Genomic DNA, 26,437 nt, shown 5'->3' on the forward strand with positions numbered 1-26,437 from the left:
ACAACCTTCCAGCGAGTTTGGTATAATTTCACCTGCCAGGAACAGCTGCCGGCATTTTAGTGGAATTTGGAACCCCGAACGAGAAAATCACAAAAGGTAAGCCAAAATCATCGTCCGTTCCCAATCCCCCCTTACAATAGAAAGAATAATTTTTTTCAATAATACCGGCATAATAACACGACGTTCCATTACATCACTACCAATATTATCTAATAGAGAATAAAAGAATAAAAAATAATCCATGCTATTGTATTATTTATTAAGTTGTGATAAAATGACCCAAAATAAAAGAAGGAAGTAACTGTAATGTATAACACTATCAGCAGCAGCTTAAGACGCAGATACAGACGTAAGTTCCTGTAGCCAGGCAAAGGATACCGCATGGTTACAAGGTGTACGTCTTGTTTCTATGCGGTTGCTGATTTTAGTGCTATGTTGTTGCAGTACAGAAGAACCGTAATAGAAGGTATAGGATACCTGACTTTGCGGTTCTTTTTTTATTTATTTGCCTGAAGGTGAAAAGTAAAGGTTCAGGAAAGTTGCAGGAAATTGAAAGTGGAGCAGGCTGTCTTTCCAGCGGGCTGGCAGCAGGAACAGGAGGAAATATGAAAGAAATAATAGGTGAGCTGTTAGAAAAAGAAATCAATAAATTATACGGGGTTTCCCTGGAAGGAGTCCGGAAAATCATTGAAATACCAGCTGATGGGAAAATGGGGGATTTCTCACTGCCGTGTTTTCAGCTGGCAAAGCAGTTAAAGAAAAATCCCAAATTAATAGCAGAAGAATTAAAAGAGCGCCTGAGCGAAGACATAGGAAGTGAAGGCAAGGAATGTGAAAGCAAGGAAAACAAAGGTAAAGAATGTGAGGGTAAAGAAAGCGAAAGTAAACAAAGCAAAGGCAAGGATAACGAAGGCAAGGATAATGAAGACAAGGAAAGCAAGAGAAAAGAAAACGAAAGCAAAGACAGAGATAGTATTGATAAAGAAAGCAAGGGACAGGAAAACAAAGACAAAGAGACAGAGTACATTAGTAAAGTAGAGGCTGTAAACGGATACTTAAATATATTTATGAACAGAGAAATATTCATCGGTAAAATCCTCCGGGAAGCCTCTGGAAAAGAATACGGTTCCGCTGACACTGGCAAGGGAAAGACCATATGCATGGACTATTCCTCTCCCAATATTGCAAAGAATTTTCATGTCGGGCATTTAAGAACGACAATCATTGGGAACAGCCTGTATAAGCTTTATTCCAAGCTGGGCTACTCCGTTGTGCGGATTAATCACCTTGGGGACTGGGGAACCCAGTTCGGCAAGCAGATTGTGGCATATAAGAACTGGAGCAGCAAGGAGCAGGTGGAAGAGGGAGGAATAGCGGAGCTTCTGCGTGTCTATATCATATTTGACAGAGAGGCGGAAAAGAATCCTGCCTTACAGGAGGAAGCAAGGGCCTGGTTTGCAAAGATGGAGCAGGGGGACGAAGAAGCCCTTATTCTTTGGAAATGGTTCAAAGAAATCAGCTTAAAAGAATTTGAACGGGTATACAAGCTTTTGAATATAGAATTTGACTCCTATTGCGGAGAGAGCTTTTATATGGATAAAGTTCCGGCTCTGGTAGAGGAATTAAAGGAAAAGCGGTTACTGGAGGAAAGTGATGGGGCCGGTATAATCAAGCTGGATGACTATCATATGCCGCCCTGCCTTATTACAAAAAAGGATGGCAGCTCCATCTACCATTCAAGGGATATTGCGGCGGCACTTTACCGGAAGGAAACCTATGATTTTTCCCAGTGCCTCTATATTACCGGAGCAGAACAAAAACTGCACTTTGCACAGATATTTAAGGCACTTGAAGTAATGGGCTATGAATGGGCGGAGTATATGCACCATATACCCTACGGTCTGGTCAGTATGGGAGGGGAGAAGCTATCCACCAGGAAGGGTAATGTAATCTATGCGGAGGATATCTTAAAGGAGGCAGTTTCTCTGGCACTTACAGCCATTGAAGAAAAAAATCCCAATATAACAGAAAAGGAAGAAACTGCGAAAAAGATTGGCATTGGCGCCGTTATATACCATGACCTGGCCAACCAGCTGATCAAGGACGTGAGCTTTCGCTGGGAAGAGGTGCTGAATTTTGATGGGATGTCAGCCCCTTATATTCAGTATACCTATGCAAGGGCAGGCAGTATTCTAAGGAAAATTGGGAGGGAAATAGAAGAGCAGAAGGTAAACACGGAATACTTAAAGGATGATACCAGCTATGAACTGGTAAAGCTGGTGGGCCAGTATCCGGAGGTGGTACGGGAAGCAGCGGAAAAATATGAGCCGTCCATTCTGGCAAGGTATGCATATAGCCTGGCAGTCCAGTTTAACAAGTTCTACCAGGAATGCAGGATACTGACGGCAGAAGCCGGATATCAGGAGGCCAGAGCTTTCTTATGTAAGGTTGTACAAAAGACCATAAAGGACGCCATGTCCTTGTTAGGAATAGAATGCCCGGAGGAAATGTAAGATGGAGATACGTTTGATGACAATAAAGGATTATGACAAGGTGTATGATTTATGGATGAATACCCCGGGAATGGGATTAAATAATCTGGATGATTCCCGGGAAGGAATTGAAAAGTACTTAAGGAGAAACCCTGCCACATGCTTTGTTGCAGAAGGGGAAGGAAGGATTACAGGCATTATACTAAGCGGTCACGACGGGAGAAGGGGATTCATCCATCATACCGCGGTATTAGCCGGTGAAAGAGGACAGGGCATTGGAAAGGCATTGGTTTCCCATGCTTTAGAAGCATTGGAGCAGGAAGGCATTCATAAAGTCTCCCTGGTGGTCTTTCAGGAAAATAAGCTGGGAAATGCATTTTGGGAAAGCCAGGGCTTTGCAGTAAGGGATGATCTGTACTTCCGAAATAAAAGTATTACGGAACTGATAAGAATAGACACCTGACAGCAGCAGTTGCCTGTGAAGCTGCTTTGAAGTAAAATAAACTTTATGAGCTGAAACAAATTCATAACAAGTATATTGTTTCCTAAAATAAAAATCAACCGTTTGAAATTAATCAACCGGTTGATTTTTTATGTTTCTTTTTATTCCCTGCCGGCGGCATTAGGAAATGATTTTACGTTCTAATAAAGAACGGTTTTGGCATAAACGCTAAGTTGGGCATGAGGTAAAAACCCTCCGTTTTATCAGGTGGAATTGCGTAAAATCAGGCTTGTGGGCAGAATAACTTTCCTTGGCAGAAGCTGATAGCCGTTTAGTCTTGCTAAGAGCAGGTCAACGGCAACCATGCCGATTTCCTTTGTCGGTATTTCTATAGTAGTAAGAGGCGGATTGGAATACTTGGATATTTCAATATTGGACAACCCGATAACGGCTACTTTGTCCGGTACTGCTATTCCCATATTATACAGGCTGCTTAGGGCGGCCATGGCCATTAGATCACTGGCTACAAAGAAAGCGGTGGGATAATCCTCTTTCTGATAGAGCTGGCGGACCTTCTCTATACAGAGGCTCTCATCCCAGGCGCAATCAATAATCCAGTCAGGATTTAACGGCAGGCCGGCAGCATGCAGGGAAGCGTAATAGCCCCGATACCTCTGGCTGGATTTAATATTGCCGCTCATGCCGCTGCCGCCGATAAAGCCTATCTTTTTATACCCTCTGTCAATCAGGTGTTGCACTGCCACACTGGCTACCCTGTAATGGTCATAGCCCACGTTATCGATATCCTCCCACCAGGTATCGATTCCGACAATGTTTGGAACCTGGTTTCGTATGAACTGGTAGGTTTCACTGTTGAGTGATTCCATGAGAATCAGACCGGAGACGGGGTTGCTGAAGGTGCTGAATAAAGCTTTTTTATCCTCCAGCTCAGCACCGGTCTTAATAAAGGTAAGTTCGTATCCGTTGTTTTGAAGCTGTTCCTCTACGCCGGACAGGATGGACATAAAATAAGGGTCGTTATATTTGTTTTTGGTTACGCTAAGGATACAGCCTATTTTTACAAGTGAATTCCCTGAACGGGCTTTATTGTCACCTGAGGGGGTTTTTGCGGGGGATTTCACTGTATAATTCAAATCGGTAACAGCTTTCCACACCCGGGACCGGGTTTCATCGGTCATTTTATATTGGGTATCGTTATTTAATACCCGTGATACAGTAGCGATTGACACCTTTGCCAGATTGGCTACGTCTCTGATTGTGCTCAAATTGGTTACCCCCTTAACCACAGTTTGTGGTATTCGTGTTTAGCATGTTTACGTAAAAATACGTATATTACATATAGTTAAATTATAATGATATTCCAATGACTTTGTCAATACTTAATTTTCCTGCCGCCAATAAGCAGATTATGGGGAAAGTACTCTAATTAGAGGACTTTTTATTGAAAGCATACGGTCATATTTCTGCACGAACTTACGAAACGAAAGATTTGGGCAGAATAATCCTTTTTATGATAAGTAAAGTTAATTGTAAAAATTTTTTTATAATAATTTTAAAAACGGTATTTACACAAAGCAGGGCAAATGTTATAATCCATCTATAAGGTTTAGTAAACAAACGTAACAAAAAGTAACAAAAAACAAAGTAAAAATAGAAAGAACCTGACTAGTTTTAACAGTAATATCCCTGCAGTGCAGAAAAACAGAAGGGGAGTGATGGGATGAAAACCGTCCATTGCCATAAGTGTACAAAGGAATTAAGCAATAACGAGATTGCTCTTAACCTTAAACTGTTGGGAAAGCATATCGGGACGTTACACTGTTACCAATGTCTATCGGAGTACCTCCGTTGTGATACTGTCCGGCTGCAGGAGCTGGCAGAGCAGTATAAAAGCAGCGGCTGCCTCTTATTTCAAACAAATTATACAGCCTAAGGAGATAAGCCTATGAGTGATACCTATGTAATATATCCTAAAATAAGTGATGCACTCCTTGAAAATCCGGGGATTGGTTTTATTGCAGCTCCCGGTTTGATGGAACCGGAAGGGCAGATATGTGATAACCGGAGCAATCCGGTGGAAAAATACAGGTTTACCGATAACAGCAGGACCTGGAATCATCCAGACAGCAGGATTACCTACTGCGGAGTTCGATGGAGGGATCTGGAGGCAGAAAAGGGCAGATACCGGTGGGATATCCTTGAGAAGAAGCTGGAAGAGTCAAAAGCATTAGGCTGTACGGCAATTGTACGCTGCTCTCCCTATGCATTGGCAGAAGAGGATGACATCCCGGATTGGTTTCGAAGGGAATGCCCCGAAGAACCGGATTTCCCCTTTTGGAGAGTTGACCCGCTGCATTCCTCCTATGTCAAATACTGGTCCCGGTTCATCGCAGAATTTGCAGGACATTTTGACGGACATCCGGTAATAAGCTCAGTGGATATGGCACTGGTAGGAGCCTGGGGCGAAGGCGGAGGCACCGAGTTCCTTGAGGAAGAGAGCATCCGGCAGATTATTGCTGCTTATATTGATAATTTTAAAATCACACCATTGCAGGCCCTTCTGCATGATCCCAAGTCGGTAAAGATTATAAGGGAGAGAAGAGAAAATATAGGCTTTCGGGTGGACTGTCTGGGGGATATGGGAGGCTTCCATCAGGAGGAATGGTCCCATATGCTGGATTTTTACCCGGAAAATATCTGCAACTTTGGAATGGAGGAAGCCTGGAAAAAGGCACCGGTGGTATTTGAAGCCTGCTGGCACATGAATGACTGGTATCTTCAGGGCTGGGACATTGACTATATTATAGAAGAATCCTTAAAGTGGCATATTTCCTCCTTTAACAGCAAGGGCACTACCGTTCCCGAGGCCTGGAAGGAGAATGTTAAAAGGTGGCTCAATAAAATGGGATACCGCTTTGAAATAAGAAAGCTTACGTACAATCCGGTGGTAAAAAAAGGAGAAGTCCTCCAAATCAGAGGATTGTGGGCCAATACCGGCGTCGCTCCCATTTATCACAGGTATCCCCTGGTAGTCCGTCTGAAGAATGAGAAGGAAATCCTCCGTCTTACCAGCAAAACGGATATCAGAAACTGGCTGCCGGACATGGATATCCTTTGGGAAGAAGAGTTCGGCCTGGAAGGAAAAGCTGGTGAGTACTCTCTGGAAATTGGAATTGAGACCGGGATACCGGAGCTTGGAAATATAAAGCTGGCAATTGAAGGCTTAAAAGACGGTTACTATTGTTTGGGAAAAATAATCGTAGAATAGAGGTAAGAGCATGGGACATTTATCGTATGGCTTTAAAGAATGTGTGGATTATTGCGGCTTTGACAATCTGCCCGAGGGGCTGGAGCAATTCTATGCCGGCTATCCCGGAGAAGAGAGCAGCTTTTTTATAGAAAGGAGCTTTTTTAAGGAAGTGTTTGAGAAGTTTAACCTTCCGGAGGAGAAGCAAGAGCTGTTGACAAAGGCAGCTAAAGCAGTGGAAGGAGACCCGAAGCTGTTTCATTTCTCCAAATTCCTGGTATGGGATATGTGCTCGGCCAGAAACCGCTGCGATGTGGATAACTATAAAAATATGACCCCGGTGTGTATGGCAGAATACGGAGAGCTTTATTCCTTCCTCCTTCTGCTGGCCTGTGTGGTTCCATCCAGAAGGCTTTTAAAGGAACGGGGAGTTCCGGAGCATTATTATCAGGATATTCCCTTTCAGCCTATAAAGTCCCAATTGGAGAAACTGGTTCGGGAGGATGTAAATGTAAGTGATTTTCCCTGGGATATGAATTTTTATACCTGCTCCATCTTTCTTATGGACCGGTTCCTGTTCATTCCCTGCCGCTTTGGCGATACCTTTACCATGTACCGGAATAAGGTATCCGGGAAGGTAACAGCCTTAAAGCATAGCGGAGAGGAATTCCGCAGGGACGGACAGTTAAATGGAATAAACGGAGTTTATGATAAGGCAGGAGCCTTTACTTCCCTCTGGCTGGAGACGGAGGAGGAGATTACCGCCAATCCCATCAATCCCATGGGCTTTGTGGAGCGGGATACCGTAACACTGTTAAAGAAGGAATGGACGGAAGCCTTAAAGCAGGGGGATATGCTTCTGGCACTCCATGTGCCTTCCGGGCCGGGATATAACCCCGAGAGGCTTAAGAATTCCATGGTGCTGGCCCTGGAATTTTATAAGACTTATTTTCCGGAGCTGCCGGTCAGGGGCTTTTGGAGTGAAAGCTGGCTGTATGATTCAAGATTGTCGCTGGTGCTTGATAATGACACCAGCAATATTATAAAGGTTCAGCGCCAATTCTACCTATATCCGATTCCTGAAGGAGATGCCATGCTTCGGTATGAGGTCTTTGGTGACTGGAAAGCCGATGAAAAGAAAGCGGAGCTTAAGACCTCCCTGCAAAAGGCGGCAGCTGCCTATATGGCAACGGGAGCACGCTTTAATAATCTGAGCATGGTGGTTTTAAAGGAAGAAGCGGATAAAGCGGACCAAATGCCCTATATTACACAGGAAGACATTGCACGCTTCAGACAGATTGTTGACAGTCATTTAAAATAAGGAGGAGCAGCCCATGGGAAAATATGCATTGGAGCATTACAGTCCCTATGAGACTTATAAAATACGGCCCACGTCCGTGCCCCATTCCAAGTCCACAGTTAATCCGGGCAGAGGGCAGTACCGGCTGGTAGAGCTCACCTGGGAGGAGCTGGAACCTCATCGGGGAATATATGACCTTGACCGGTTGAAGGAAGCACTGGCAGAGGTACATAATCCGGTCCTTTCCATAAAACAGGTAGTTCCTTCCTGGCTTAAGAAGGGCTCAGAGGAAGGCTTTATACATTTGATCCGGAGAATTGCCAGTGCCCTTTCTGATGAAAAACTGATTGGCGTTGCAGTTTCCACAGAAGAGGGCAGCCCGGGAATCTGGGATGCTTATCTGGAAGCCTTTGAGGGCATTCCATTATTGGTTGACCTGGAGCAGGAGGCCTTGCTGCGGTATCTGAAGGAAAAAGAATATCCCTTTGGCCTTATTGTAAATTGCGGTGAAGATAACTGGATCAGCTGCTGTGAGAAATTTGCAGAGTACCGGCTTCAGAATGCCTGGCAGAGGATGCCGGTACTGCTTCAAATAGAAGAAGAGATGGGAGAAAATATCCGCCGGGAAAGCTTGCGCTGGCATGCCGGCCTCTCCAGCTGTCCCATGGATATCGGCTATGATTTTACCATAAGAAGATTGACCTATCCAAAGAAAGTAGCGTCAAAGGGAGCGCTCCCCCTCCGCTTTTGGCTTGTAAATAAGGGCAGTGCACCCTGTTACCTGGATTACAGCCTAAGGCTCCGCCTGGAAAGGGAAGGGGAGCAGCGGGAATTTGTATTAAACATTGACAAAGGTACCTGGAAGGTCGGAGATATTACCCACAATGAAATTATTTCCTTGCCGGTGCTGCCTCTTGGTGAATACTATTTGTCAGTTGGGATTTTCTTTTCCGATGAAAGCCCCATGGAGCTGGATATCCGGATGGAGGAGAAGGACGGATATTACAGGCTGGGAACAGTGGAGGTCTGTAAAGACACCCCAGTGGATTTGGCACATGCCTGGGATGATTTCTATCCCGAGGGATATTATCCGCTGGAGGACCCCCAGCTTCCCGATTGATAGGAAGAAAGATAGAAAATAAAAGCAGGAGGAAAGAAAATTGAAAATTGCATTAGTGGGGGCAGGACAGAGGGGGATGATTTATTCCGGGTATGCCTATGATTCAAATAAGGCTGATATTGTTGCAGTGGTGGAGCCGAAGGAGGAAAGAAGGGCAGCGGCGGCGGAGAAATTCGGTATTCCGTCTGAAATGCAGTTTAATAACATAGAGGATTTTTACCAAAAGGGCAGAATTGCCGATGCCGTAATCATTGCAACCATGGACCAGGACCATTACCAGCAGGTTATGGCAGCCCTGGAGCTTGGGTATGATATCCTTCTTGAAAAGCCCATATCTCCCGACCCGAAGGAATGTCTTATGATTCAGGATAAGGCAAATCAGAAGGGCTGTAAGGTCATTGTGTGCCATGTGCTCCGATATACGAATTTTTTCGCGGCAATCAAGGAGATTATCGACAGCGGAGAGCTGGGGAAGGTAATTACCATTCAGCATAATGAGAACGTTGGAAATTACCACATTGCCCATTCCTTTGTCAGGGGAAATTGGAGAAGAAGTGATTTATCCAGCCCCTTGGTGATGCAAAAATCCTGCCATGACATGGATATACTCGCCTGGCTGGTGGGCAGTGAGGCGAAAAAAATAGCTTCCTTTGGCAGTTTAAAATACTTTAGAGAAGAGAATGCTCCAAAGGGAAGCTCCGAGCGCTGCCTGACCTGTAAGGCTGCCGGGGACTGCCGCTTTGATGCCCGCAAGGTATATCTGCCGGTAGCGGGAAGCTGGCCGGCTGCGGTGCTTACCCAGGACCAGACGGAAGAGGGAATAATCAAAGCATTGGAAGAAGGCCCTTATGGGCGCTGTGTATACCGCTGTGACAATGATGTATGCGATAACCAGGTGGTATTAATCGAATTCAAAAATGATGTAACAGTCAGCTTTAATTTAAGCGGCTTTACGAATAAAATAAGCCGGACGATCAAGGTTATGTGTGAAAATGGAGAAATCCGGGGGGATGACAGTCTGAACCAGATTGAGGTCACAAAATTTGCCTCCAATGCAATCGACGGCTTTGAGCAGAGAATCATCCATACCGGTCTGACCCAGGGCGGCCACGGTGGCGGCGATGTGGCGCTGACGGATGATTTTATCAATCAGATGGAAGCACACAGCAACAACAGCAGATCCTCCATAACCCAATCAGTGGAAAGCCACGTAATGGCTTATGCGGCAGAGCAATCCAGAATGACCGGCAAAATAATTGATGTGGATACATTAAAAAGCCGTCTGCGTAACTCTTAAAAAATCAGAAAAGAGTGGTGAAGAGCGATGAAATCAAAAAGAAATCAAAAGGAAGCACCGGGGCTGGTAGGAGGCCGGAAAAATGAATTCCTGCGTGAAATGAAAAGAAACAAGGGCCTGTATCTTATGTGCGTGCCTGCCCTGATTGTGCTGGTAATGTTTTGCTACATTCCTTTTGCAGGAACCTGGATGGCATTTACCGACTTCAATGTAGTGGATGGTATCTTTGGAAGTAAGTTTGTAGGCCTGAATAACTTCAAGTATTTCTTTTCTGAGAGCAGCATGGGCTGGCAGGTAACCTATAACACACTGTTTATCAATTTCTTTGGAATCATACTGGGATTGATTGTTCCAATCAGTATTGCCGTATTTTTCAATGAAATCAGGGGTAAAATCTTTAAGAAACTGACACAGAGCTTTATGTTCTTTCCGTATTTCCTTTCCTGGGTAGTAGTAGGTGCGATTATCTACGGATTTTTTTCCACCGACGTGGGCGTTATCAACAATATGCTGCGTTCTCTGGGAATGGAACCGGTGAAGTGGTATGCGGAACCAAAGTATTGGAAGGGCATCATAATTACCGCCAGTATGTGGAAGTGGAGCGGATACAGCTCCATCATTTACATGGCAGCCATGGCGAATTTCGACGGTTCCCTCTACGAGGCTGCGGAGGTAGACGGTGCAAGCAAGTTTCAGAGAATTTTGTATCTCACCATTCCGATGCTGAAGCCGACGGCTGTTGTACTGACCCTTATGAGTATCGGACGTATTTTCTACGGTGATTTCGGTATGATCTATGGTATTGTCGGCAACAATCCGGTATTGATTGATGCGGTAACCGTTATTGACACTTATGTATATCAGACTATGAGAACCCTGGGCTTTTCCTATGCAACTGCAATTGGTCTGTTCCAGTCGGTGATGGGGCTGATTCTGGTATCCGTCGCTAACCGGATGGCAAAAAAATATAATGATGGGGAGGGATTATTTTAATGAGAAAAAACAAATCATTCGGCGATCACCTGGTTACTATACTTGCTTATTTGTTTATCGGCTTATTCGGGCTGCTTTGCCTGTATCCCCTTGTTCTTACCTTAAGTGTGTCCCTCTCCTCGGAACATGAAATCGTCATGCATGGTTATTCTGCTATTCCGCAAAAATTTACCTTTAATACATACATTTATATTTTTGCGAACAGCGGAATGCGGATTTTAAAGTCCTACGGAGTCACTATTTTTGTTACGGTGGCCGGAACCCTTGGAGCTATGATCATTACCAGTATGATTGCCTTCGCATTATCTATTAAAAGCTTAAAGTACCGTAATGTCATTGCCTTTCTATGTAACTTCACCATTGTATTTTCCGCAGGTCTGATTCCCTGGTATGTGGTCTGTGTGAATTACTACGGTTTAAAGAATAGTATTCTGGCACTGGTTCTTCCTTCTATTTTCAGTGTATGGAACATGTTCCTTATGAGAACTTATTTTTCAAGCATTTCGCCTTCCTTATATGAGGCGGCAAAAATTGACGGAGCAAGCTATATGCTGATTTATTGGCGGATTGCAATTCCCCTCAGTAAAACGGCAATGCTGACCGTAGGTCTTATGTATGCCCTGCAATACTGGAATGACTGGTGGAATGCCCTGATTTTCATTAATGACAAGGATTTGTTCCCTCTCCAGTATTACCTGTACACAATTCTTTCAAATGTAAATGCCATCAGTTCGGGGCGGATTCCTTCCGGCGCTGCCGCAGGTATCACACTGCCCTCTGAAACGGTGAAAATGGCAGTTACGGTTATAACCATAGGTCCCATTATCTTCTTATATCCCTTTGTACAAAAATATTTCGTACAGGGTATTATGACAGGTGCTGTCAAGGAGTAAGCCCTGTAGCAAAAATCGTTGGTAGGCCAGGATAAAGGCTTAACATAAAACCAAAAGGAGGATATTGCAATGAAAAGACTATTCATACTGACAGCTGCCGTGATAATGGCAATCGGTCTGCTTGGGGGATGCAGCAGCAAGGAGGAATCGAAAGAAGGTACTAAAACCAAAACCGTAACGATTCTTTATCCCGGTGATGAAAGCGATAGAATGTCTGAGTTTATGAAAAATGAGTTTGCACAGAAAATGAAAGAGGATTTAGGCATTAAGGTGGAAATGGTCTATACTCCATGGGATCAGTATTGGGAACAAAAGGATATCATGCTGGCTGCCCAGGAACCCATCGACCTGTATTGGGACGGACTTCCCGACCTTGCTACCATGGTAAATAAGAAACAGGCCTCTGTGCTGAATGACTTAATTGACAAATATGGCCAGGATATGTTAAAGGTGCTTCCCGAAGAGCAGTTAAAGGGTGCTACCATTAACGGAGAGGTCTATGGCATACCCTCCGCTTATGCACCTTCCTCCGGAATGTTTCAGATGGTCTGTGTCCGCCAGGATATTCTGGAAGCCTGCGGTATGACAGAGATTAAGACAGCAGAGGATTTGAAAGTATTTGCAGAGAAAGCTAAAAAATTGTACCCGGAAATGAAAGGGCCTGCAGATCCCATCTTTAAGCCCCTGACCAGATATTTTGCCGATGAACAGCTTACCTGGTGCGCCAATGAAGATGCCGTTGTATATGGTGATAAAACAAATAAGGTCTATGATTACTATGAAACCGATGCTTTCAAGAAGGTTGCACAGTATAACCGCCAGATGTATAATGGAGGCTTATATTCCGATGATCTGACTACCAAATACAATGAGAGGGATTCCCGTATGCAGACCGGCCTGTACCTGTGGGTAGAGGGCTCTCTTGGCAAAGAAAATGAGATTATCAGCAGCGTGAAGGCAAATGCTCCCGATGCCAGATTAAAGAGCTATATCCTGAAACCGGAGGAACCCCGCTATATCACAGCAACCGGCGGTGAAGTTCTTTGCATCCCCCAGACGGCACCGAATCCGGAAGGAGCAATGAAATTCGTTAACTGGCTGTACTCTTCACAGGATAATTACCTGATGGCATTATACGGCGTGAAGGGGAAGGATTATGAAATCGTTGACGGAAGAATTAAAAAGCTGGTAAGTGATGAGTTCTTCTATGAATGGATGTTCCGTAATAAGAATTATCAGTTATTTGCACCGGATATCGACCAGAGCTATATAGATACCTATGAAAGCTGGGACGATAAGGCAATCACCTCCAATATGCTTGGCTTCCGTTTCAATAACGAGAAGGTAAAGGTAATTGAAACAGCGATCAAAGAGGTGGCAGGAAAGCAGATGGCGCCGATTCTCTACGGCTTTGTAGATTTTGACACAGAGTATCCCAAGGCTCTGGAAGCACTGAAAAAAGCTGGTATTGATGAATACGTGGCAGAAGTGCAGAAGCAGATGGATGAGTTCCAGGCTTCAAAGACTAAATAACAAAATCATATTCCGCTTGATATCATGGTTGTGCATGATATCTTAACAATGGAGAAGCGGCACATAAAAGGCCACCCGGCTGCAGTGTCTTACGCTCACCTGGGTGGCCTTTCTTTTAAAGTATGAATAGTGAAACAGGTGCGGATAGGACCTCCGCTTAATAGCAGAAAGGAAGGCTTTACAATGACAGAACCGGTTTTAGTGATTATGGCAGCAGGGATGGGAAGCAGGTACGGCGGTTTAAAGCAAATTGATCCAGTTGATGGGCAGGGAAACCTGATAATCGATTTTTCTATTTATGATGCCTTGAGGGCAGGCTTTAAAAAGGTCATATTTATCATTAAGCGTGAAATAGAAGAGGATTTTAAAGAAAGAATCGGTAACCGGATTGCAGAAAAGGCCGCGGTGGAGTATATTTACCAGGAGCTTGATAACCTGCCGGAGGGCTTTTCTGTACCGGAAGACAGGAAAAAGCCCTGGGGTACAGGGCATGCCGTTCTTAGCTGCAAGGAGGTAATTAAAGGGCCCTTTGCGGTGATTAATGCCGACGACTATTATGGCCGGCAGGCGTTTTCCATGATTTACGATACGCTCCTTTCCACCGGAGATAATGACAAATTCCAGTACGCCATGGTAGGCTACGGACTGATGAATACCCTGACGGAGCATGGGCATGTTGCTAGAGGTGTATGCAGGGTGGATGCGGACGGTATGTTAAAGGAAATCGAAGAAAGAGTACATATCGAAAAGCAGGGAGAGCATGGGGCTTTTACGGAGGATAACGGAAGCACCTGGCAGACGCTGGATGATGCCAGCATTGTATCCATGAATTTATGGGGATTTCATGAAAGCATCCTTTCCGTACTGGAGGCAAAATTCAAGGACTTTCTGGAAAACGAGGCAGTACTTAACCCTTTAAAAGCAGAGTATTTCCTTCCAAGCGTAGTAGACGGGCTGATAAAGGAGAACAAAGCGGAAGTAAAGGTGCTGAAATCACCGGATAAATGGTACGGCGTGACCTATAAGGAAGATAAGGAAAGAGTAGTAAAGGCAATACAGGAATTTAAGGAGAAGGGTATTTATCCGGAAAAGCTCTGGAAATAAAAGAAGGGTGAACAATGCAATGCATTGTTCAAACATCTCAGTATCACAGGCAGGCTTGGGATATGCATGGAGAGTAATTTTTTTATTTGGGCAGTATCGCAAGCAAACCAGCGATATGCATGGGAGTACCAGGAAAGGAGAACTTGCTATGACAAGGGAAGAATATTGCTCGAAAATCCAGGAAGCCATTGAAGCTATCGGATTTCGGGGAGAATATCTGGACCATTGCCGGTATGGCAGCGGACACATTAATGATACCTTTCTAATCCGATTTAAAGAGCCGGAAGGCAATGTGGAAAGATATATCCTTCAGAGGATGAATCATGAGATATTTAAAAACCCGGATGAGCTGATGGAGAATATCTATAATGTTACTTCATTCCTGCGGGATAAAATAAGTAAGATGCATGGAGATACCAAAAGGGAGACCATGAATGTCATTTATACCAAAGACGGCAGGCCCTACTTCAAAGACAGCATTGGAGCCTGCTGGAGGGCGTATCTGTTTGTAGGCGATACCATGTCCTTTGATAAGGTGGAGAATACAAAGGATTTCTACGAGAGTGGGGTATCCTTTGGCCATTTTCAGAATCTTCTGGCAGATTTTGATGCTGCAAGCCTTCATGAGACGATTCCGGACTTTCATAATACACCGGTCCGCTATGAAGCCTTTTTAAAGGCAGTCAAAGAGGATATCTGCGGGCGGGCAAAAGAAGCAGAGGCCGAAATCAGGTTCCTGATGCAGCGGGAAAAGGATATGGGAATATGCATGGAGCTTCAAAGAGCAGGAGAACTGCCCCTTCGGGTTACCCATAATGACACGAAGCTGAATAATATATTAATTGATACGAAGACCGGAAAGGGTATCTGTGTCATAGATCTGGATACGGTAATGCCGGGACTGTCCATATTCGATTACGGGGATTCCATCCGGTTTGGAGCCAACAGGGCTGCCGAGGACGAAAGGGACCTGACGAAGGTCTCACTGGATCTGAAGCTCTTCGAGGCCTATACAAAGGGCTTCTTAGAAGGCTGCGGCGGCAGTCTTACGGAGAAGGAAATCGAACTGCTGCCCATGGGTGCCAAGCTGATGACAATGGAGTGCGGCATGCGTTTTCTGACAGATTATCTTGTGGGGGATACCTACTTCCGCATTCACCGGGAGGGACATAATCTGGACCGCTGCCGAACCCAGCTTAAGCTCGTAGAGGATATGGAGCAGAAATGGGACAGCATGAAAGATATTACAGGAAAATACCGATAAAGTATTTGTATTTAGGAAAGGAGCTGAGTCAGAATGGCAATATTAGTAACCGGAGGTGCCGGATATATAGGAAGCCATACCTGTGTGGAACTGCTGAACGCAGGGTATGAGGTGATTGTTGCGGATAATTTATGCAACTCAAGTGAGGAGTCACTGGCAAGGGTAAAAAAGATAACCGGAAAGGATATCAGGTTTTATAAAGTTGACCTGTTATGGGAGAAGGAGCTTAGAGAAATCTTTCAGAAGGAGAAGATCGAGGCGGTAATCCATTTTGCCGGCTTAAAGGCTGTTGGAGAGTCCGTGCAGAAGCCGCTGGAGTATTATCATAATAATATAACCGGAACACTGGTGCTTCTTCACATTATGAGAGAATTCGGAGTGAAGAACATTGTTTTTAGTTCCTCCGCTACGGTTTACGGAAAGCCGGAAACTGTTCCGATTAAGGAGGATTTCCCCCTTTCAGCCACGAATCCCTATGGAAAAACAAAGTTAATGCTGGAGGATATTTTACGGGATTTATACCAGGCAGACTCCAGCTGGAATGTTATACTGCTTCGTTATTTTAATCCCATTGGCGCCCATAAAAGCGGTACGATTGGAGAAGACCCCCAGGGAATTCCCAATAATTTGATTCCTTATATTACCCAGACAGCCGTAGGAAAGCTTGAGACCGTAGGTGTATTTGGAAACGATTACGATACGCCGGACGGAAGCGGCGTCCGTGATTACATCCATGTTGTCGACCTGGCAGAGGGGCATGTGAAAGCAGTAGAAAAGCTTGCCGGACAGCCGGGTATTCGTACCTATAACCTTGGTACCGGTATCGGCTACAGTGTATTTGATATGATTAAGGCCTTTTCCCAGGTGTGCGGTAAGGAGATTCCCTATGTAATCAAGCCCCGCCGTCCGGGTGATATCGCAGTATGCTATGCGGATGCATCCCTGGCAAAGGAAGAGCTGGACTGGTCTGCTAAGAGGGGACTGGATGAAATGTGCGAAGATGCCTGGCGGTGGCAGGAGAATAATCCCATGGGATACCGCAGTTAAGGAATTGGATGGAAGCGGGGAAATGTGAAAGGAAAGCATTTTCACATTCCATTATTTATAGCAGTACCACAGACAGGTCTGCGGTATGCAACGGGGGAAATGTGAAAGGAGAGCATTTTCACATTCCATTATTTATAGCAGTACCACAGACAAGTCTGCGGTATGCAACGGGGGAAATGTGAAAGGAAAGCACTTCCCCTTGATTTTTGACGCGTGCTAAGGTACGCAGATGGGAGCCTGGAATGGCATACAATGTGCATAGGATAGGGGATTTGGGACAGCTTGGGGAATGCGAGCCCTTTTTTATTGACCATTATCAATGGACGAAGGGTGAGAAGCCAAAGGCTTATGGAAAGATGGGACTGCTTGAGAATTATGGATTGGTGGTATCAATGACTGCAGTGGAGAGGAACCCCCTCCGTACATATACGGAAGAAAATACGCCGGTCTATAAGGACAGTGCACTGGAGGCATTTTTAAGCTTTCCGGGGGTCTTGGGGAACCAGTCCTATCTGAACTTTGAAATGAATGCCAATGGAGCTTTGTTAAGTGCATTCGGTACGACAAAAGAACGGGTGTTTTTAAGGGATTTTACCAGGCTTCAGGCTGTGTGTGAAGCCAAAATAGAAGAGAACACATGGGAAATCCTGCTGAAAATCCCCATGGAGCTGATCTGCAGTTTGTTTCAGATTGAGCCGTTACAAAGGGGTGACAGCTTTACCTGTAATTTTTATAAAATATGTGAAACACCGGAATATGAGCACTATGGAAGCTTTGCGCCGATTATCAGCGAAAGGCCGAATTTTCATCTTCCGGAATTTTTTGAGACGGCTGTTATTGTTTAAAATATTGGAGTAATCAGGTTTTGTGATAATAGGAGAAGGAGAAAGAGTTAATGAAACGGGTGACAGTTTTCGTACTGGTTATATGTATGGTATTTACATTGGGATTTGCAAGTACTGCAAATGCGGATAAGACTATCGCAGCGGATAAAACTATCGCAGCGAATAAGACTTTCACAGGTGATAAGACTATCGCAGCAGAAAAGTACACCACATCCTCCGACAGCAGCTCCCTGCAGTCCCTCATGGCTGTTCAGGAAAACAACGATATTTTTATTTGTGTAACAGGAAGAAATTTGACCGATACTTACGCACTCTATATAGACAAGGACAATAATGAAAAGTCAGGTACGACAGCAGAGGGGTGGTCCAAAGCCAGCGGTATAGATTATAAAATTACCAGCGGCGGACTTTATAGCTTCCGTAATGGGAAGTGGCAGTCTGTTAAGACCAGGAATGATAACTTTAAGAAAGTCAAAAAGGATGGAGCTATTGAGGTCAGGCTGGATATGAAATTGCTTGGACTGGCAAAGAGCCAGCCGGTCAAAATAGGCTTTTATGATGGGAAAAATGGTCTGATACCCAGTGCAGGCAAGGAGATGATGACGGTTGACAAGGCAGCTCCCGTTATTTCGGAGCCTGTCATAAAAATCGACGGAGACTATTCAGCACAGGAATGGGAAAATCTTAAGGTTGCGGACGGACAGGATAAAATAAAGGAACTGTACGCTTATAAAGACGCACAAAAGCTGTATATAATGGCTTTGGGAGAAGCCTTAAAGGAAGCGGATAACAACATTTATCTAAATACGGATAACAATGCTTCTACCGGCTATAAAAACTGGGGACAATACACGGATAATGGAGCCGGTGCGGACTATATGCTCCAGTCGGATGCCAAGGGGGACTGGAAGCTGTATCAGTATGTGGGCCCTGACTGGAACTGGTCGGAGGCTAAGGCCCAGGTCGAAGCCATTGTAAAAGAGAAAGACGGGGTACAATGTCTGGAGCTGTCAATGGATATAAACTCCCTGAATTCGGTAAAAAAGAACCTGTATATTTCCATGGGGCTTAAAAATGACACCGGATTTGCTCCGAAGATTTGGGCTGGTATTCCTTATGCAAAGGTGATAGATCTGAACAGCTATAACATTAAGATCGATGGCAAGACTACTGACTGGGCGGAGGTTGATTCGAAATCAGCTGCTGACAGGACGGCTCTTAAGCTTCTGGCAGCACAGGATAGCAGAAAACTATATACCATCGTAACAGGCAGCTCTATGAATACCCAGAATGAGTATGTTCTGGATGTCAGAAAGGGAGGCTTCCAATACGGGATTTATTCCGGTGTTGAATATGTGGTAAAAGACGGCTATGTCTGCCCGTTAAAGGGAAACAACCTGCTGGATAAGAGCAGGAAGACTGCTGTGTATATGGACTATCAGGACGATGCCGTAAAGATGCAGCTTAAGCTTTCCCAGCTTGGCAGCCCTGCAGCCGGCAGTATACATATTTCTTATAAGGGAAAGAACATTTTAAAGCTTCCGGCAGACGGCAAAAAGCTGAAGGTTACCAGCCTGTGGAAGACAGCCAGTGAAAAGGACACCTTCTACCCGGCGGAGGATTATACGCCCAACGAAAACCCCTATAAGGGCTGGCTCCCCTGGGCAAGCCATGACAGTGTGAAGGAACCCCTTGCACAGAAGGTGAAAATGGCATACTTTGATATTAAGTGGAGTGAGCTGGAGCCCGAGGAAGGAACCTATGACTTTGCTGCGATAGAAGAAAAATACCATTTCAAATACTGGAGTGAAAACGGCGTTAAGCTGAATCTGAGATTTGTTATGGATGACCCTTCTGATGACCCGGCCCATATGGATATTCCCAGGTGGCTGTATGATAAACTGGTGAAAGAAAACTTCGAGGGCGGTAAGGGCGGCAAGTGGTATAACAGCCCGGCAATTGGTGCCGGATTTGCTCCCGATTACAATAGTCCTGTCCTTCTGACCGCCCATGAGAAGGCGGTTAAGGCTTTAGCCGGAAGATATGACAAGCCTGCCCTTATCTCCTTTGTCCAGATAGGCAGTCTGGGACACTGGGCTGAATTTCATAATTGGCCGGAGGATATATCGGGAAAGTTTCCGGACCTCAGTGTATCCGACAAGTATGTGGAGCACTATTTGAAGGCTTTTAAAAACGTAAAGCTTGGAATGAGAAAGCCTTACCCCATTGCAAAGGATAATAAGCTGGGTCTGTTTAATGATGTATTCGGCATGGCGGACACGACTGACCAGTTCCTGAACTGGACCGTAAACGGCTGGGATGAAATCGGGGCCTATGTGGATGCAGCTTCCGGCTTTTCCTCACCGGAAGAAGCCCAAAAGGCTTCTGCAATGCCTGATTTCTGGAAGAGCAGCTATTCCGGCGGTGAATTTGCAAATGGAAATGTAAGGCTGTATATTGATGATGCGGCAATTATGGATACGCTCCGCCAGGTAAGGGAGAGCCATACCTCATGGCTTGGACCCTGTTCTCCTGCTGATTTGTTAAAGAGCGATCAGGACGCCTATGCATACCAGCGCAACCTTGATGCAATGACCAATATAATGGGGTATAACTTTGTGCTGGAAGCAGTTACCCAAACCGGTAAAGCAAAGGCGGGAGAGAGTCTGAGCGTTAAAATGAAATGGAATAACAAAGGGGTAGCACCTTTTTACTACAAATGGCCCCTGGAGCTTTCACTTGCAGACAGTAAAGGAAAAATAGCAGTTAAGACACTTACCCAAGCTGATATTACAAAATGGCTTCCGGGTGAAAGGCTGACGACCCAGAGCATTTCAATTCCAAAGAGTCTGAAGGAGGGGGAATATACGCTATGCGTTGCCATAATTGACCCTTCAACAGGCAAGCCGGGGATAAAGCTTGGGATAGAGGGAATCCGCCCGGATGGAAGGTATGCTCTTAACCCGGTAACAGTTGGGAGATAATTATAATTAATGCATGGTACATGGTAAGAGAGTACCGGAATCACATATCCATATTTGTCATATAATATCTGACTGCCAGTTCCTTATTTGGAACTGGCAGTTTTTTTAATAACCTGCCAATGGGATTTGGAAAAGTCAAGGGCAGCAGGATTTTATAAGGCAGCGGCACAGGGACAGGGCAATCAATTTACAGGTTACCAAGAGTGGATTTTATGCTATAATGTTAAAAATACATCGTTAAAAATACAGGATACCGGAGGTTTGACTATGGGAGAAACCTTATTGTTTCGGAAGGGAACGAAGGAAGAGATACCGGAAATATATGAACTGTTCTTAAGAGGCATTGAAGAGATGACAGCAAATGGCATCCCTCAGTGGGATGAAGTGTATCCAACTAAAAGGGATTTGGAGCTGGATATAGAAATGGACGAACTGTATGTCGGCGTGTCAGGGAAGGAGATTGCCGTAGTTTATGTATTAAATAAAGAATGTGATGAGCAATACAGCGGCGGAAAATGGACACTGGACACAGATAATTTTATGGTTATCCATAGGCTTTGCGTGCATCCGAAATTCCAGAACAAAGGCTTGGGCAGGCAGACCTTGATGCATATTGAAAACACTCTGAAGCAAGAGGGTATTTCCTCCATCCGTTTGGATGCATTTACCAGGAATCCCTATGCTTTGAAAATGTATGATTCATTCGGTTATGCCGTCGTCGGGGAGGTTAACTGGCGGAAAGGAAAGTTTTTTCTCATGGAGAAAGTAATTTCTTAAGGCAGAGGTATTTAAAATTTCTACTAAAGCAATTATCGGAAACAAATACAATATGCTTTCGATTAGTTGAAATAATATATTGTATTTTTAGCTTCCATTTGTCCTGTACAAATCAAATAAATAGTAAGGAGGGTTCCTATGAGAAAGGTAGTTTTATTTATAGCTATGAGCCTGGATGGGTATATAGCTACAAAGGAGGATTCCCTGGAGTGGTTATTCCAGACCGAGGGCGAAGGAGATAACGGTTATTCGGAATTTTATGAAACCGTTGATACCATTTTATTAGGCAGAAGAACCTATGACTGGATTCTTGATATGGAAGGGGACAATTTTCCCTATAAGGGGAGGCAGTGCTTTGTCTTTTCCGGCAGCAGGCAGGGGGAAGATAAGAATGTGCGGTTCTTTCATGGTGATATTACGGATTTTATAACAAAATTAAAACAGGAAGAGGGAAAAGATATCTGGGTTGTCGGCGGAGGAGAATTGCTTCAGCATTTCATCTCCAATCGTTTAGTGGATGAATGGATAATAACCATAGCACCGACTGTTCTGGGAGATGGAATACCCTTATTTAAAAAGAATGATTTTGAGACACGGCTGAGATTAAAGGGTGTCAGGCGGTCCAACCAGTTTACAGAGCTTCATTATGAGACGGTGAAATAAAGACCAGACAATATGCGGCAGGAAAAGCCGGGCCGGTTGTTCTTCTATAAGGTATGATTAAACCAGGAGGTGAGAGTATGGATTGGGTAGAGAAGTTAAATGAGTCAATAAGCTATATTGAAGGTAATCTTGCAGCAGAGATATCCTATGAGAAGCTTGCCCGGATAGCAAATTGCTCCGTCTATAACTATCAGCGGATGTTTTCCTATATTGCAGACAAGTCCTTGTCCGAATATATCAGAAGCAGGCGGCTGACCATGGCAGCCTTTGATTTATTGAACGGCAGGGACAGAATAATAGATATTGCCCTAAAGTACGGATATGAATCCCAGGATGCATTTTCCCGTGCCTTTAAAGTCTTTCACGGCGTATCGCCCTCTGTTGTGAGAAATGAAACCGTTCAGTTGAGATCCTGCCCCAAGCTCTCCTTTCAAATAACAATAAAAGGAGAAAATCATATGAATTATCAGATTGAACAATGGCCGGCCTTTAGAGTTATGGGAATCGCACACAAGATAGGGACAAAAGCAGCCTTTGAAGTGATTCCAAAGCTATGGGAAGATGCCTGGAAGGATGGGACCATGCAAAGGCTTATGGAGAATTTTCCAGCAGAAGAGGAGCTTCTGCATTATAGACCGGCGGGTTTTTTGGGAATCGCAGAAGGGGGCCGATGGGGCGATGCAGAGGAAATGAGGTATATAATCGGCATAACTAACCATGTGGAGGCAGAGGAGTGTAAGTACATTCCTCCTTTGGAAGGGTTTGAAGAGTTCGCCTACCCTGCTGCCACCTGGGCTGTCTTTGAAGCAAACGGAGAATTACCGGAGGCAACCCAGAAAATCTATAAGCAGTTTTATACGGAATGGCTTCCGAATTCAGGCTATGAGCTGGCGGACCTTCCTGTTATTGAATGCTATATGCAGGAAAACCGGCAGGAGGTTTGGATTGCAGTAACGAAGGGTTAAGCGGAAGGAAGAAATAATGGCAGGACAGCCAGGGTATGGAATTTATGGATTCAGGAATTACCAGGGGATATTGATGAACATTTAATGTAAGGCGAAAGGAGGCTTAACATGTCATTGGAGGAGTGTTTTCGTTCCGGAAGTCCAATCCTGATGGAGGGGGCGTTAGGGGAGCGGTTAAAGAGGGAATACAGCCTGGAGCCGGATGAGTATGTGGCTCTGGCAGCCATGGTATATTCAAAAAAAGGGGAAGAGGCCCTGTACCGGCTGTGGTCTGAATACCTGGAAGCTGCAAAGCAGTTTGATATGCCCTTTCTTGCCACCACACCTACCAGAAGGGCAAATAAGGAACGGGTAAGGGAATCCCCCTATGATGAAAATATCATACTGGATAATGTGAACCTCCTGAAAAGACTAAGGGATGACTTTCCTGCTGTGAAGATGTATGCCGGCGGCTTAATGGGCTGTGCTGGAGATGCCTACAGGGCGGACCATGTCCTTAAGAGGCAGGAGGCAAGGGAATTTCATGGCTGGCAGGCAGAGCTATTCGGAAAGGCAGGTGTTGATTTCCTGTATGCAGGAATTATGCCGGCACTTGAAGAAGCCTTGGGAATGGCGGATGCTATGGCGGAGACCGGTCTGCCCTATATTATCAGCTTTATGCTTGGAAGTGACGGCTGCCTGATTGATAAGACCAGGCTGGCAGATGCCATGGAGGAAATTGACAGCAGTGTTAAGCGAAAACCCCTATGCTTTATGACGAATTGTGTACATCCTGCCATCATAAGAAAAAATCTCTCCTGGGATTTTAACGACAATGCTTATGTAAGGGAACGTTTTCGCGGTATCCAGCCTAATACCTCACCACTGTCTCCTGACGAGCTGGACGGCTCGAAGACCTTAGAGGGAACGGAACCTCTTAAGCTGGCGGAGGAAGTGGAAAGGCTTATGGAGAAGATGAATATTACAATCTGCGGCGGCTGCTGCGGTACGGATGCAAGGCATCTAAAGGAAATGGCAAGGGTCATAAAGGAAATGGCAAGGGTCATAAAGAAGTAAAGGCTGACAGGCAGCGGTTTTACTGTTCCTGAATATACTTATCAATGAATATTCTAAAGGATAAAGCAGACTGCCTTATCATGGATAATTTTGAGAAAAAAATAAACTTTAACATGAGAAAGAAGACAATAGCCAGTGTGACACAGGAAGGCTGGCAGGAAATTCCCCATGTCTCCTATATTTACGAAGCGGATGCAACGAAGTTTTATGAGGAATTCAGGAAGTTAAAGGCATCCGGCAGGTACAAAAGGGATATATCCTTTAACACCCTGCTTTTACGTGTTATTGTGGAAGGAATCAAAGCAGCCCCTCAGCTTAATGCAGAGATTCGGTACAATACTTTTCTTATTTCCGGACGGGTAACAATAAAAGAAAAAATTAATATTAATATGCCGGTACTGCTTCCCGGGGGCGAGATGATGACGGTTAATCTGCGGGATATGGGAGGTAAATCCTTAGAAGCTATGACAGAGCAGATTGAGGGTATCAAGGAGATAATCAAAAATTGCGATATGGAGCGCTCCCTTTTAAAGGTAGGCCTTAAGGATAGTCTTAGGAAGCTGCACCAGGGCAAAGTAATAGAAGTAGCCGGCCGTGGACTTGGAATGGTAATCGGTCACAGGAAAACAGAGGAAGGGTCTTCTGTAAAAAAGAACGGGAGCCTCCTTGACAGGGAAGCACTGGACCAGGGAACGATTACCGTGTCCAACCTGGGAGCGGCAGTGAAAGGCACCAAGGGAAGAATCGGACTGTTGGATATCATACCGCCCCAGGTCTGTGCCATCGGAATAGGAGTACTCCAGGAGGAATCCCGGGTATATTTGGTGGAGGAAAGGGAGACCCGTGTGGGCATACGCAAGGTTATTCCCTTTACCATAGCCTTTGACCACCGGGCTCTGGATTTTGGCGAGGTAGCACCTTTTATCAACCGGTTGGAGGCGGTTTTTAATAATCCAGCGGTCATACGCAACTGGTAACACGTAAGAAGAAGCAGGTATCAAGAGGCAGAAGCAGACATCAAGAGGTAGAAGAAGGAATCAAGAGGCAGAAGCAGGAATCTAGAAGCAGAAGCAGGAATCAAGAAGCAGAAGCAGGTATCAAAAGGCAGTAGCCTATCCTTTATATCCAAGCTTATCCTCCGGATTTATGATCAGATGTATCCATATCAACCATTCAGTTTCATAAAATCAACCGTTCAAATCAACCGAACGGTTGATTTTTTTTATTTCGGCTGTGACGTATGATGGAAGGCGTCATTAGTAAACTGGCAAAACATAATGAATTATTATTTAAGACATAGTTATACGTAAATTTTACCTGGAGCCCAGGCTTACAGGTACTGGAAAGGATATGGTCATGAAGATGGAAGAAATTATGCGGGTAAGTCAGCTAAGCAAGAGCTTTAAGGACAAAGAGGTTTTAAAGGGCATCAGCTTTCAGGTGTACCGGGGGGAGGTGCTTTGCATCTTAGGTCCTAACGGAGCAGGAAAAAGCACCACAATCAATATATTAACTGCCGTACTTGGAAGCAGTGGGGGAGAAATATCTTTTAAGGGGAATAAAATCAGCAGAAGGTTAAAGGATTACAAGCAGGTATTGGGCATTGTCCCCCAGGACATTGCCTTATATGAAGAATTAAGTGCAGAGCAGAATCTGAAATTTTTTGCTTCTCTCTATGGCTTACAGGGGAAGGCACTTTTAAATGCAGTGGAGGAGGCTCTGGAATTTGCGGGGCTTACCGACCGCAGGAATGATAAAGTAAAGACCTTTTCGGGAGGTATGAAAAGACGTCTTAATATAGCCTGTGCCATAGCCCATCACCCGGAGCTGGTCATCATGGATGAGCCTACGGTGGGAATTGACCCTCAAAGCCGTAACCACATATTGGATTCCATCAGAAAGCTGCAGGCAAATGGAATGACCGTAATCTATACCACCCACTACATGGAGGAGGTTGAAGCAATTTCTTCCCGTATTATCATTATGGACCATGGCTCCATTATTGCAGAAGGGACCAAGGAAACCCTGAAGGAGAGCATTGGAAATGAAAAATGCTACACCATAGAACTGGAAGAGAGCAGAAATGTAAAGGAAGAAGAGCTCTTTTCCATAGAGGGCGTGAAGTCGGTGAAGGTGAAGGGAGATATCCTGGAGGTTACCTCCATAAAGGGAATCGAAAATCTTGACCGGATTATAGCTCTGCTCAGCGACAGAGGTGAAAAGATAAGGAATATCGCCAGTGAAGCGGCAAGCCTTGAGACAGTGTTTTTAAAGCTTACCGGCCGTAAACTAAGAGATTAGTGTGAAAATTAAAAGGCAATTTTCACACACAAGATTGAGCCTGCGAAATCCTCGGCTCAATCTTGCGGCGCGTTGGGAAGGCATGGCTGTAAG

General features: G+C 44.8%; 22 protein-coding genes. 21 read left to right on the forward strand and 1 reads right to left on the reverse strand.

Annotated features, from left to right (window positions below):
* Window positions 1-605: 605 nt before the first annotated feature.
* Both argS and BUB77_RS27945 read left to right on the forward strand, forming a co-directional pair.
* Window positions 606-2,513, forward strand: coding sequence for an arginine--tRNA ligase (gene argS / locus BUB77_RS27940; RefSeq protein WP_073280470.1), 1,908 nt, complete (start codon window positions 606-608; stop codon window positions 2,511-2,513).
* Between the two features lies 1 nt (window position 2,514).
* Window positions 2,515-2,955 carry a GNAT family N-acetyltransferase gene (locus tag BUB77_RS27945; RefSeq protein ID WP_207650871.1) on the forward strand — a complete coding sequence of 147 codons (441 nt, stop codon included), beginning with the start codon at window positions 2,515-2,517 and terminating at the stop codon, window positions 2,953-2,955.
* Window positions 2,956-3,197: 242 nt separating this feature from the next.
* Here BUB77_RS27945 and BUB77_RS27950 read toward each other — a convergent pair whose 3' ends face one another.
* A complete protein-coding gene (locus tag BUB77_RS27950) occupies window positions 3,198-4,220 on the reverse strand; it encodes a LacI family DNA-binding transcriptional regulator (protein WP_073280453.1) in 1,023 nt (340 codons plus the stop codon).
* Window positions 4,221-4,675: 455 nt separating this feature from the next.
* On the opposite strand from BUB77_RS27950, the gene BUB77_RS27955 reads away from it, so the two are divergent.
* From BUB77_RS27955 to BUB77_RS28045, 19 genes are all read left to right on the forward strand, one after another.
* Entirely contained in the window at window positions 4,676-4,888 is a 213-nt protein-coding gene (locus tag BUB77_RS27955) for a hypothetical protein (protein WP_073280454.1), read from the forward strand.
* A 12-nt stretch (window positions 4,889-4,900) separates the two neighbouring features.
* Entirely contained in the window at window positions 4,901-6,223 is a 1,323-nt protein-coding gene (locus tag BUB77_RS27960) for a DUF4832 domain-containing protein (protein ID WP_073280455.1), read from the forward strand.
* A gap of 10 nt (window positions 6,224-6,233) precedes the next feature.
* Complete coding sequence (locus tag BUB77_RS27965) at window positions 6,234-7,523, forward strand: acyltransferase domain-containing protein (RefSeq protein WP_073280456.1); 1,290 nt, start codon at window positions 6,234-6,236, stop codon at window positions 7,521-7,523.
* A 13-nt stretch (window positions 7,524-7,536) separates the two neighbouring features.
* Window positions 7,537-8,622, forward strand: coding sequence for a DUF4832 domain-containing protein (locus BUB77_RS27970; protein WP_073280457.1), 1,086 nt, complete (start codon window positions 7,537-7,539; stop codon window positions 8,620-8,622).
* A gap of 40 nt (window positions 8,623-8,662) precedes the next feature.
* Window positions 8,663-9,919: a Gfo/Idh/MocA family protein gene (locus BUB77_RS27975; protein WP_073280458.1), complete on the forward strand. Its 1,257-nt coding sequence runs from the start codon at window positions 8,663-8,665 to the stop codon at window positions 9,917-9,919.
* Between the two features lie 27 nt (window positions 9,920-9,946).
* Window positions 9,947-10,912, forward strand: a complete 966-nt coding sequence (locus tag BUB77_RS27980; protein WP_073280459.1) for an ABC transporter permease — start codon at window positions 9,947-9,949, stop codon at window positions 10,910-10,912.
* The gene (locus BUB77_RS27985) at window positions 10,912-11,805 is read left to right on the forward strand and encodes a carbohydrate ABC transporter permease (protein WP_073280460.1); all 894 of its coding nucleotides are present in this window, start codon (window positions 10,912-10,914) and stop codon (window positions 11,803-11,805) included. The genes BUB77_RS27980 and BUB77_RS27985 overlap by 1 nt, the downstream gene beginning before the upstream one ends.
* Window positions 11,806-11,874: 69 nt before the next feature.
* Entirely contained in the window at window positions 11,875-13,338 is a 1,464-nt protein-coding gene (locus BUB77_RS27990) for an ABC transporter substrate-binding protein (RefSeq protein WP_073280461.1), read from the forward strand.
* Between the two features lie 183 nt (window positions 13,339-13,521).
* A complete protein-coding gene (locus tag BUB77_RS27995; RefSeq protein ID WP_073280462.1) occupies window positions 13,522-14,442 on the forward strand; it encodes a nucleotidyltransferase family protein in 921 nt (306 codons plus the stop codon).
* Between the two features lie 148 nt (window positions 14,443-14,590).
* Window positions 14,591-15,706: a phosphotransferase enzyme family protein gene (locus BUB77_RS28000; RefSeq protein WP_073280472.1), complete on the forward strand. Its 1,116-nt coding sequence runs from the start codon at window positions 14,591-14,593 to the stop codon at window positions 15,704-15,706.
* Between the two features lie 33 nt (window positions 15,707-15,739).
* Complete coding sequence (gene galE / locus BUB77_RS28005) at window positions 15,740-16,753, forward strand: UDP-glucose 4-epimerase GalE (RefSeq protein WP_073280463.1); 1,014 nt, start codon at window positions 15,740-15,742, stop codon at window positions 16,751-16,753.
* Between the two features lie 242 nt (window positions 16,754-16,995).
* Complete coding sequence (locus BUB77_RS28010; protein ID WP_073280464.1) at window positions 16,996-17,598, forward strand: carbohydrate-binding family 9-like protein; 603 nt, start codon at window positions 16,996-16,998, stop codon at window positions 17,596-17,598.
* Window positions 17,599-17,648: 50 nt separating this feature from the next.
* The gene (locus tag BUB77_RS28015) at window positions 17,649-20,582 is read left to right on the forward strand and encodes a DUF4832 domain-containing protein (protein ID WP_073280465.1); all 2,934 of its coding nucleotides are present in this window, start codon (window positions 17,649-17,651) and stop codon (window positions 20,580-20,582) included.
* 267 nt (window positions 20,583-20,849) lie between these two features.
* Complete coding sequence (locus BUB77_RS28020; protein ID WP_073280473.1) at window positions 20,850-21,359, forward strand: GNAT family N-acetyltransferase; 510 nt, start codon at window positions 20,850-20,852, stop codon at window positions 21,357-21,359.
* Window positions 21,360-21,497: 138 nt separating this feature from the next.
* Window positions 21,498-22,022 (forward strand): dihydrofolate reductase family protein, encoded by a 525-nt coding sequence (locus BUB77_RS28025; RefSeq protein ID WP_073280466.1) that lies wholly within the window; start codon window positions 21,498-21,500, stop codon window positions 22,020-22,022.
* Between the two features lie 77 nt (window positions 22,023-22,099).
* Window positions 22,100-22,987 carry an AraC family transcriptional regulator gene (locus BUB77_RS28030; protein ID WP_073280467.1) on the forward strand — a complete coding sequence of 296 codons (888 nt, stop codon included), beginning with the start codon at window positions 22,100-22,102 and terminating at the stop codon, window positions 22,985-22,987.
* 108 nt (window positions 22,988-23,095) lie between these two features.
* On the forward strand, window positions 23,096-24,043 hold the full coding sequence (locus BUB77_RS28035; RefSeq protein WP_073280468.1) for a homocysteine S-methyltransferase family protein: 948 nt from the start codon (window positions 23,096-23,098) through the stop codon (window positions 24,041-24,043).
* A gap of 80 nt (window positions 24,044-24,123) precedes the next feature.
* Window positions 24,124-25,020: a 2-oxo acid dehydrogenase subunit E2 gene (locus BUB77_RS28040; RefSeq protein WP_170866777.1), complete on the forward strand. Its 897-nt coding sequence runs from the start codon at window positions 24,124-24,126 to the stop codon at window positions 25,018-25,020.
* Window positions 25,021-25,399: 379 nt separating this feature from the next.
* Complete coding sequence (locus tag BUB77_RS28045; protein ID WP_330392717.1) at window positions 25,400-26,344, forward strand: ABC transporter ATP-binding protein; 945 nt, start codon at window positions 25,400-25,402, stop codon at window positions 26,342-26,344.
* Window positions 26,345-26,437 lie beyond the last annotated feature (93 nt).

The sequence above is a fragment of the Anaerocolumna jejuensis DSM 15929 genome, from assembly GCF_900142215.1.
In the GTDB taxonomy this organism is placed as follows: domain Bacteria; phylum Bacillota; class Clostridia; order Lachnospirales; family Lachnospiraceae; genus Anaerocolumna; species Anaerocolumna jejuensis.

Coding starts and splice junctions, on each gene's coding strand:
- argS (WP_073280470.1), top strand. CDS start 606: ATGAAAGAAATAATAGGTGAGCTGTTAGAAAAAGAAATCAATAAATTA.
- BUB77_RS27945 (WP_207650871.1), top strand. CDS start 2,515: ATGGAGATACGTTTGATGACAATAAAGGATTATGACAAGGTGTATGAT.
- BUB77_RS27955 (WP_073280454.1), top strand. CDS start 4,676: ATGAAAACCGTCCATTGCCATAAGTGTACAAAGGAATTAAGCAATAAC.
- BUB77_RS27960 (WP_073280455.1), top strand. CDS start 4,901: ATGAGTGATACCTATGTAATATATCCTAAAATAAGTGATGCACTCCTT.
- BUB77_RS27965 (WP_073280456.1), top strand. CDS start 6,234: ATGGGACATTTATCGTATGGCTTTAAAGAATGTGTGGATTATTGCGGC.
- BUB77_RS27970 (WP_073280457.1), top strand. CDS start 7,537: ATGGGAAAATATGCATTGGAGCATTACAGTCCCTATGAGACTTATAAA.
- BUB77_RS27980 (WP_073280459.1), top strand. CDS start 9,947: ATGAAATCAAAAAGAAATCAAAAGGAAGCACCGGGGCTGGTAGGAGGC.
- BUB77_RS27985 (WP_073280460.1), top strand. CDS start 10,912: ATGAGAAAAAACAAATCATTCGGCGATCACCTGGTTACTATACTTGCT.
- BUB77_RS27990 (WP_073280461.1), top strand. CDS start 11,875: ATGAAAAGACTATTCATACTGACAGCTGCCGTGATAATGGCAATCGGT.
- BUB77_RS27995 (WP_073280462.1), top strand. CDS start 13,522: ATGACAGAACCGGTTTTAGTGATTATGGCAGCAGGGATGGGAAGCAGG.
- BUB77_RS28000 (WP_073280472.1), top strand. CDS start 14,591: ATGACAAGGGAAGAATATTGCTCGAAAATCCAGGAAGCCATTGAAGCT.
- galE (WP_073280463.1), top strand. CDS start 15,740: ATGGCAATATTAGTAACCGGAGGTGCCGGATATATAGGAAGCCATACC.
- BUB77_RS28010 (WP_073280464.1), top strand. CDS start 16,996: ATGGCATACAATGTGCATAGGATAGGGGATTTGGGACAGCTTGGGGAA.
- BUB77_RS28015 (WP_073280465.1), top strand. CDS start 17,649: ATGAAACGGGTGACAGTTTTCGTACTGGTTATATGTATGGTATTTACA.
- BUB77_RS28020 (WP_073280473.1), top strand. CDS start 20,850: ATGGGAGAAACCTTATTGTTTCGGAAGGGAACGAAGGAAGAGATACCG.
- BUB77_RS28025 (WP_073280466.1), top strand. CDS start 21,498: ATGAGAAAGGTAGTTTTATTTATAGCTATGAGCCTGGATGGGTATATA.
- BUB77_RS28030 (WP_073280467.1), top strand. CDS start 22,100: ATGGATTGGGTAGAGAAGTTAAATGAGTCAATAAGCTATATTGAAGGT.
- BUB77_RS28035 (WP_073280468.1), top strand. CDS start 23,096: ATGTCATTGGAGGAGTGTTTTCGTTCCGGAAGTCCAATCCTGATGGAG.
- BUB77_RS28040 (WP_170866777.1), top strand. CDS start 24,124: ATGGATAATTTTGAGAAAAAAATAAACTTTAACATGAGAAAGAAGACA.
- BUB77_RS28045 (WP_330392717.1), top strand. CDS start 25,400: ATGAAGATGGAAGAAATTATGCGGGTAAGTCAGCTAAGCAAGAGCTTT.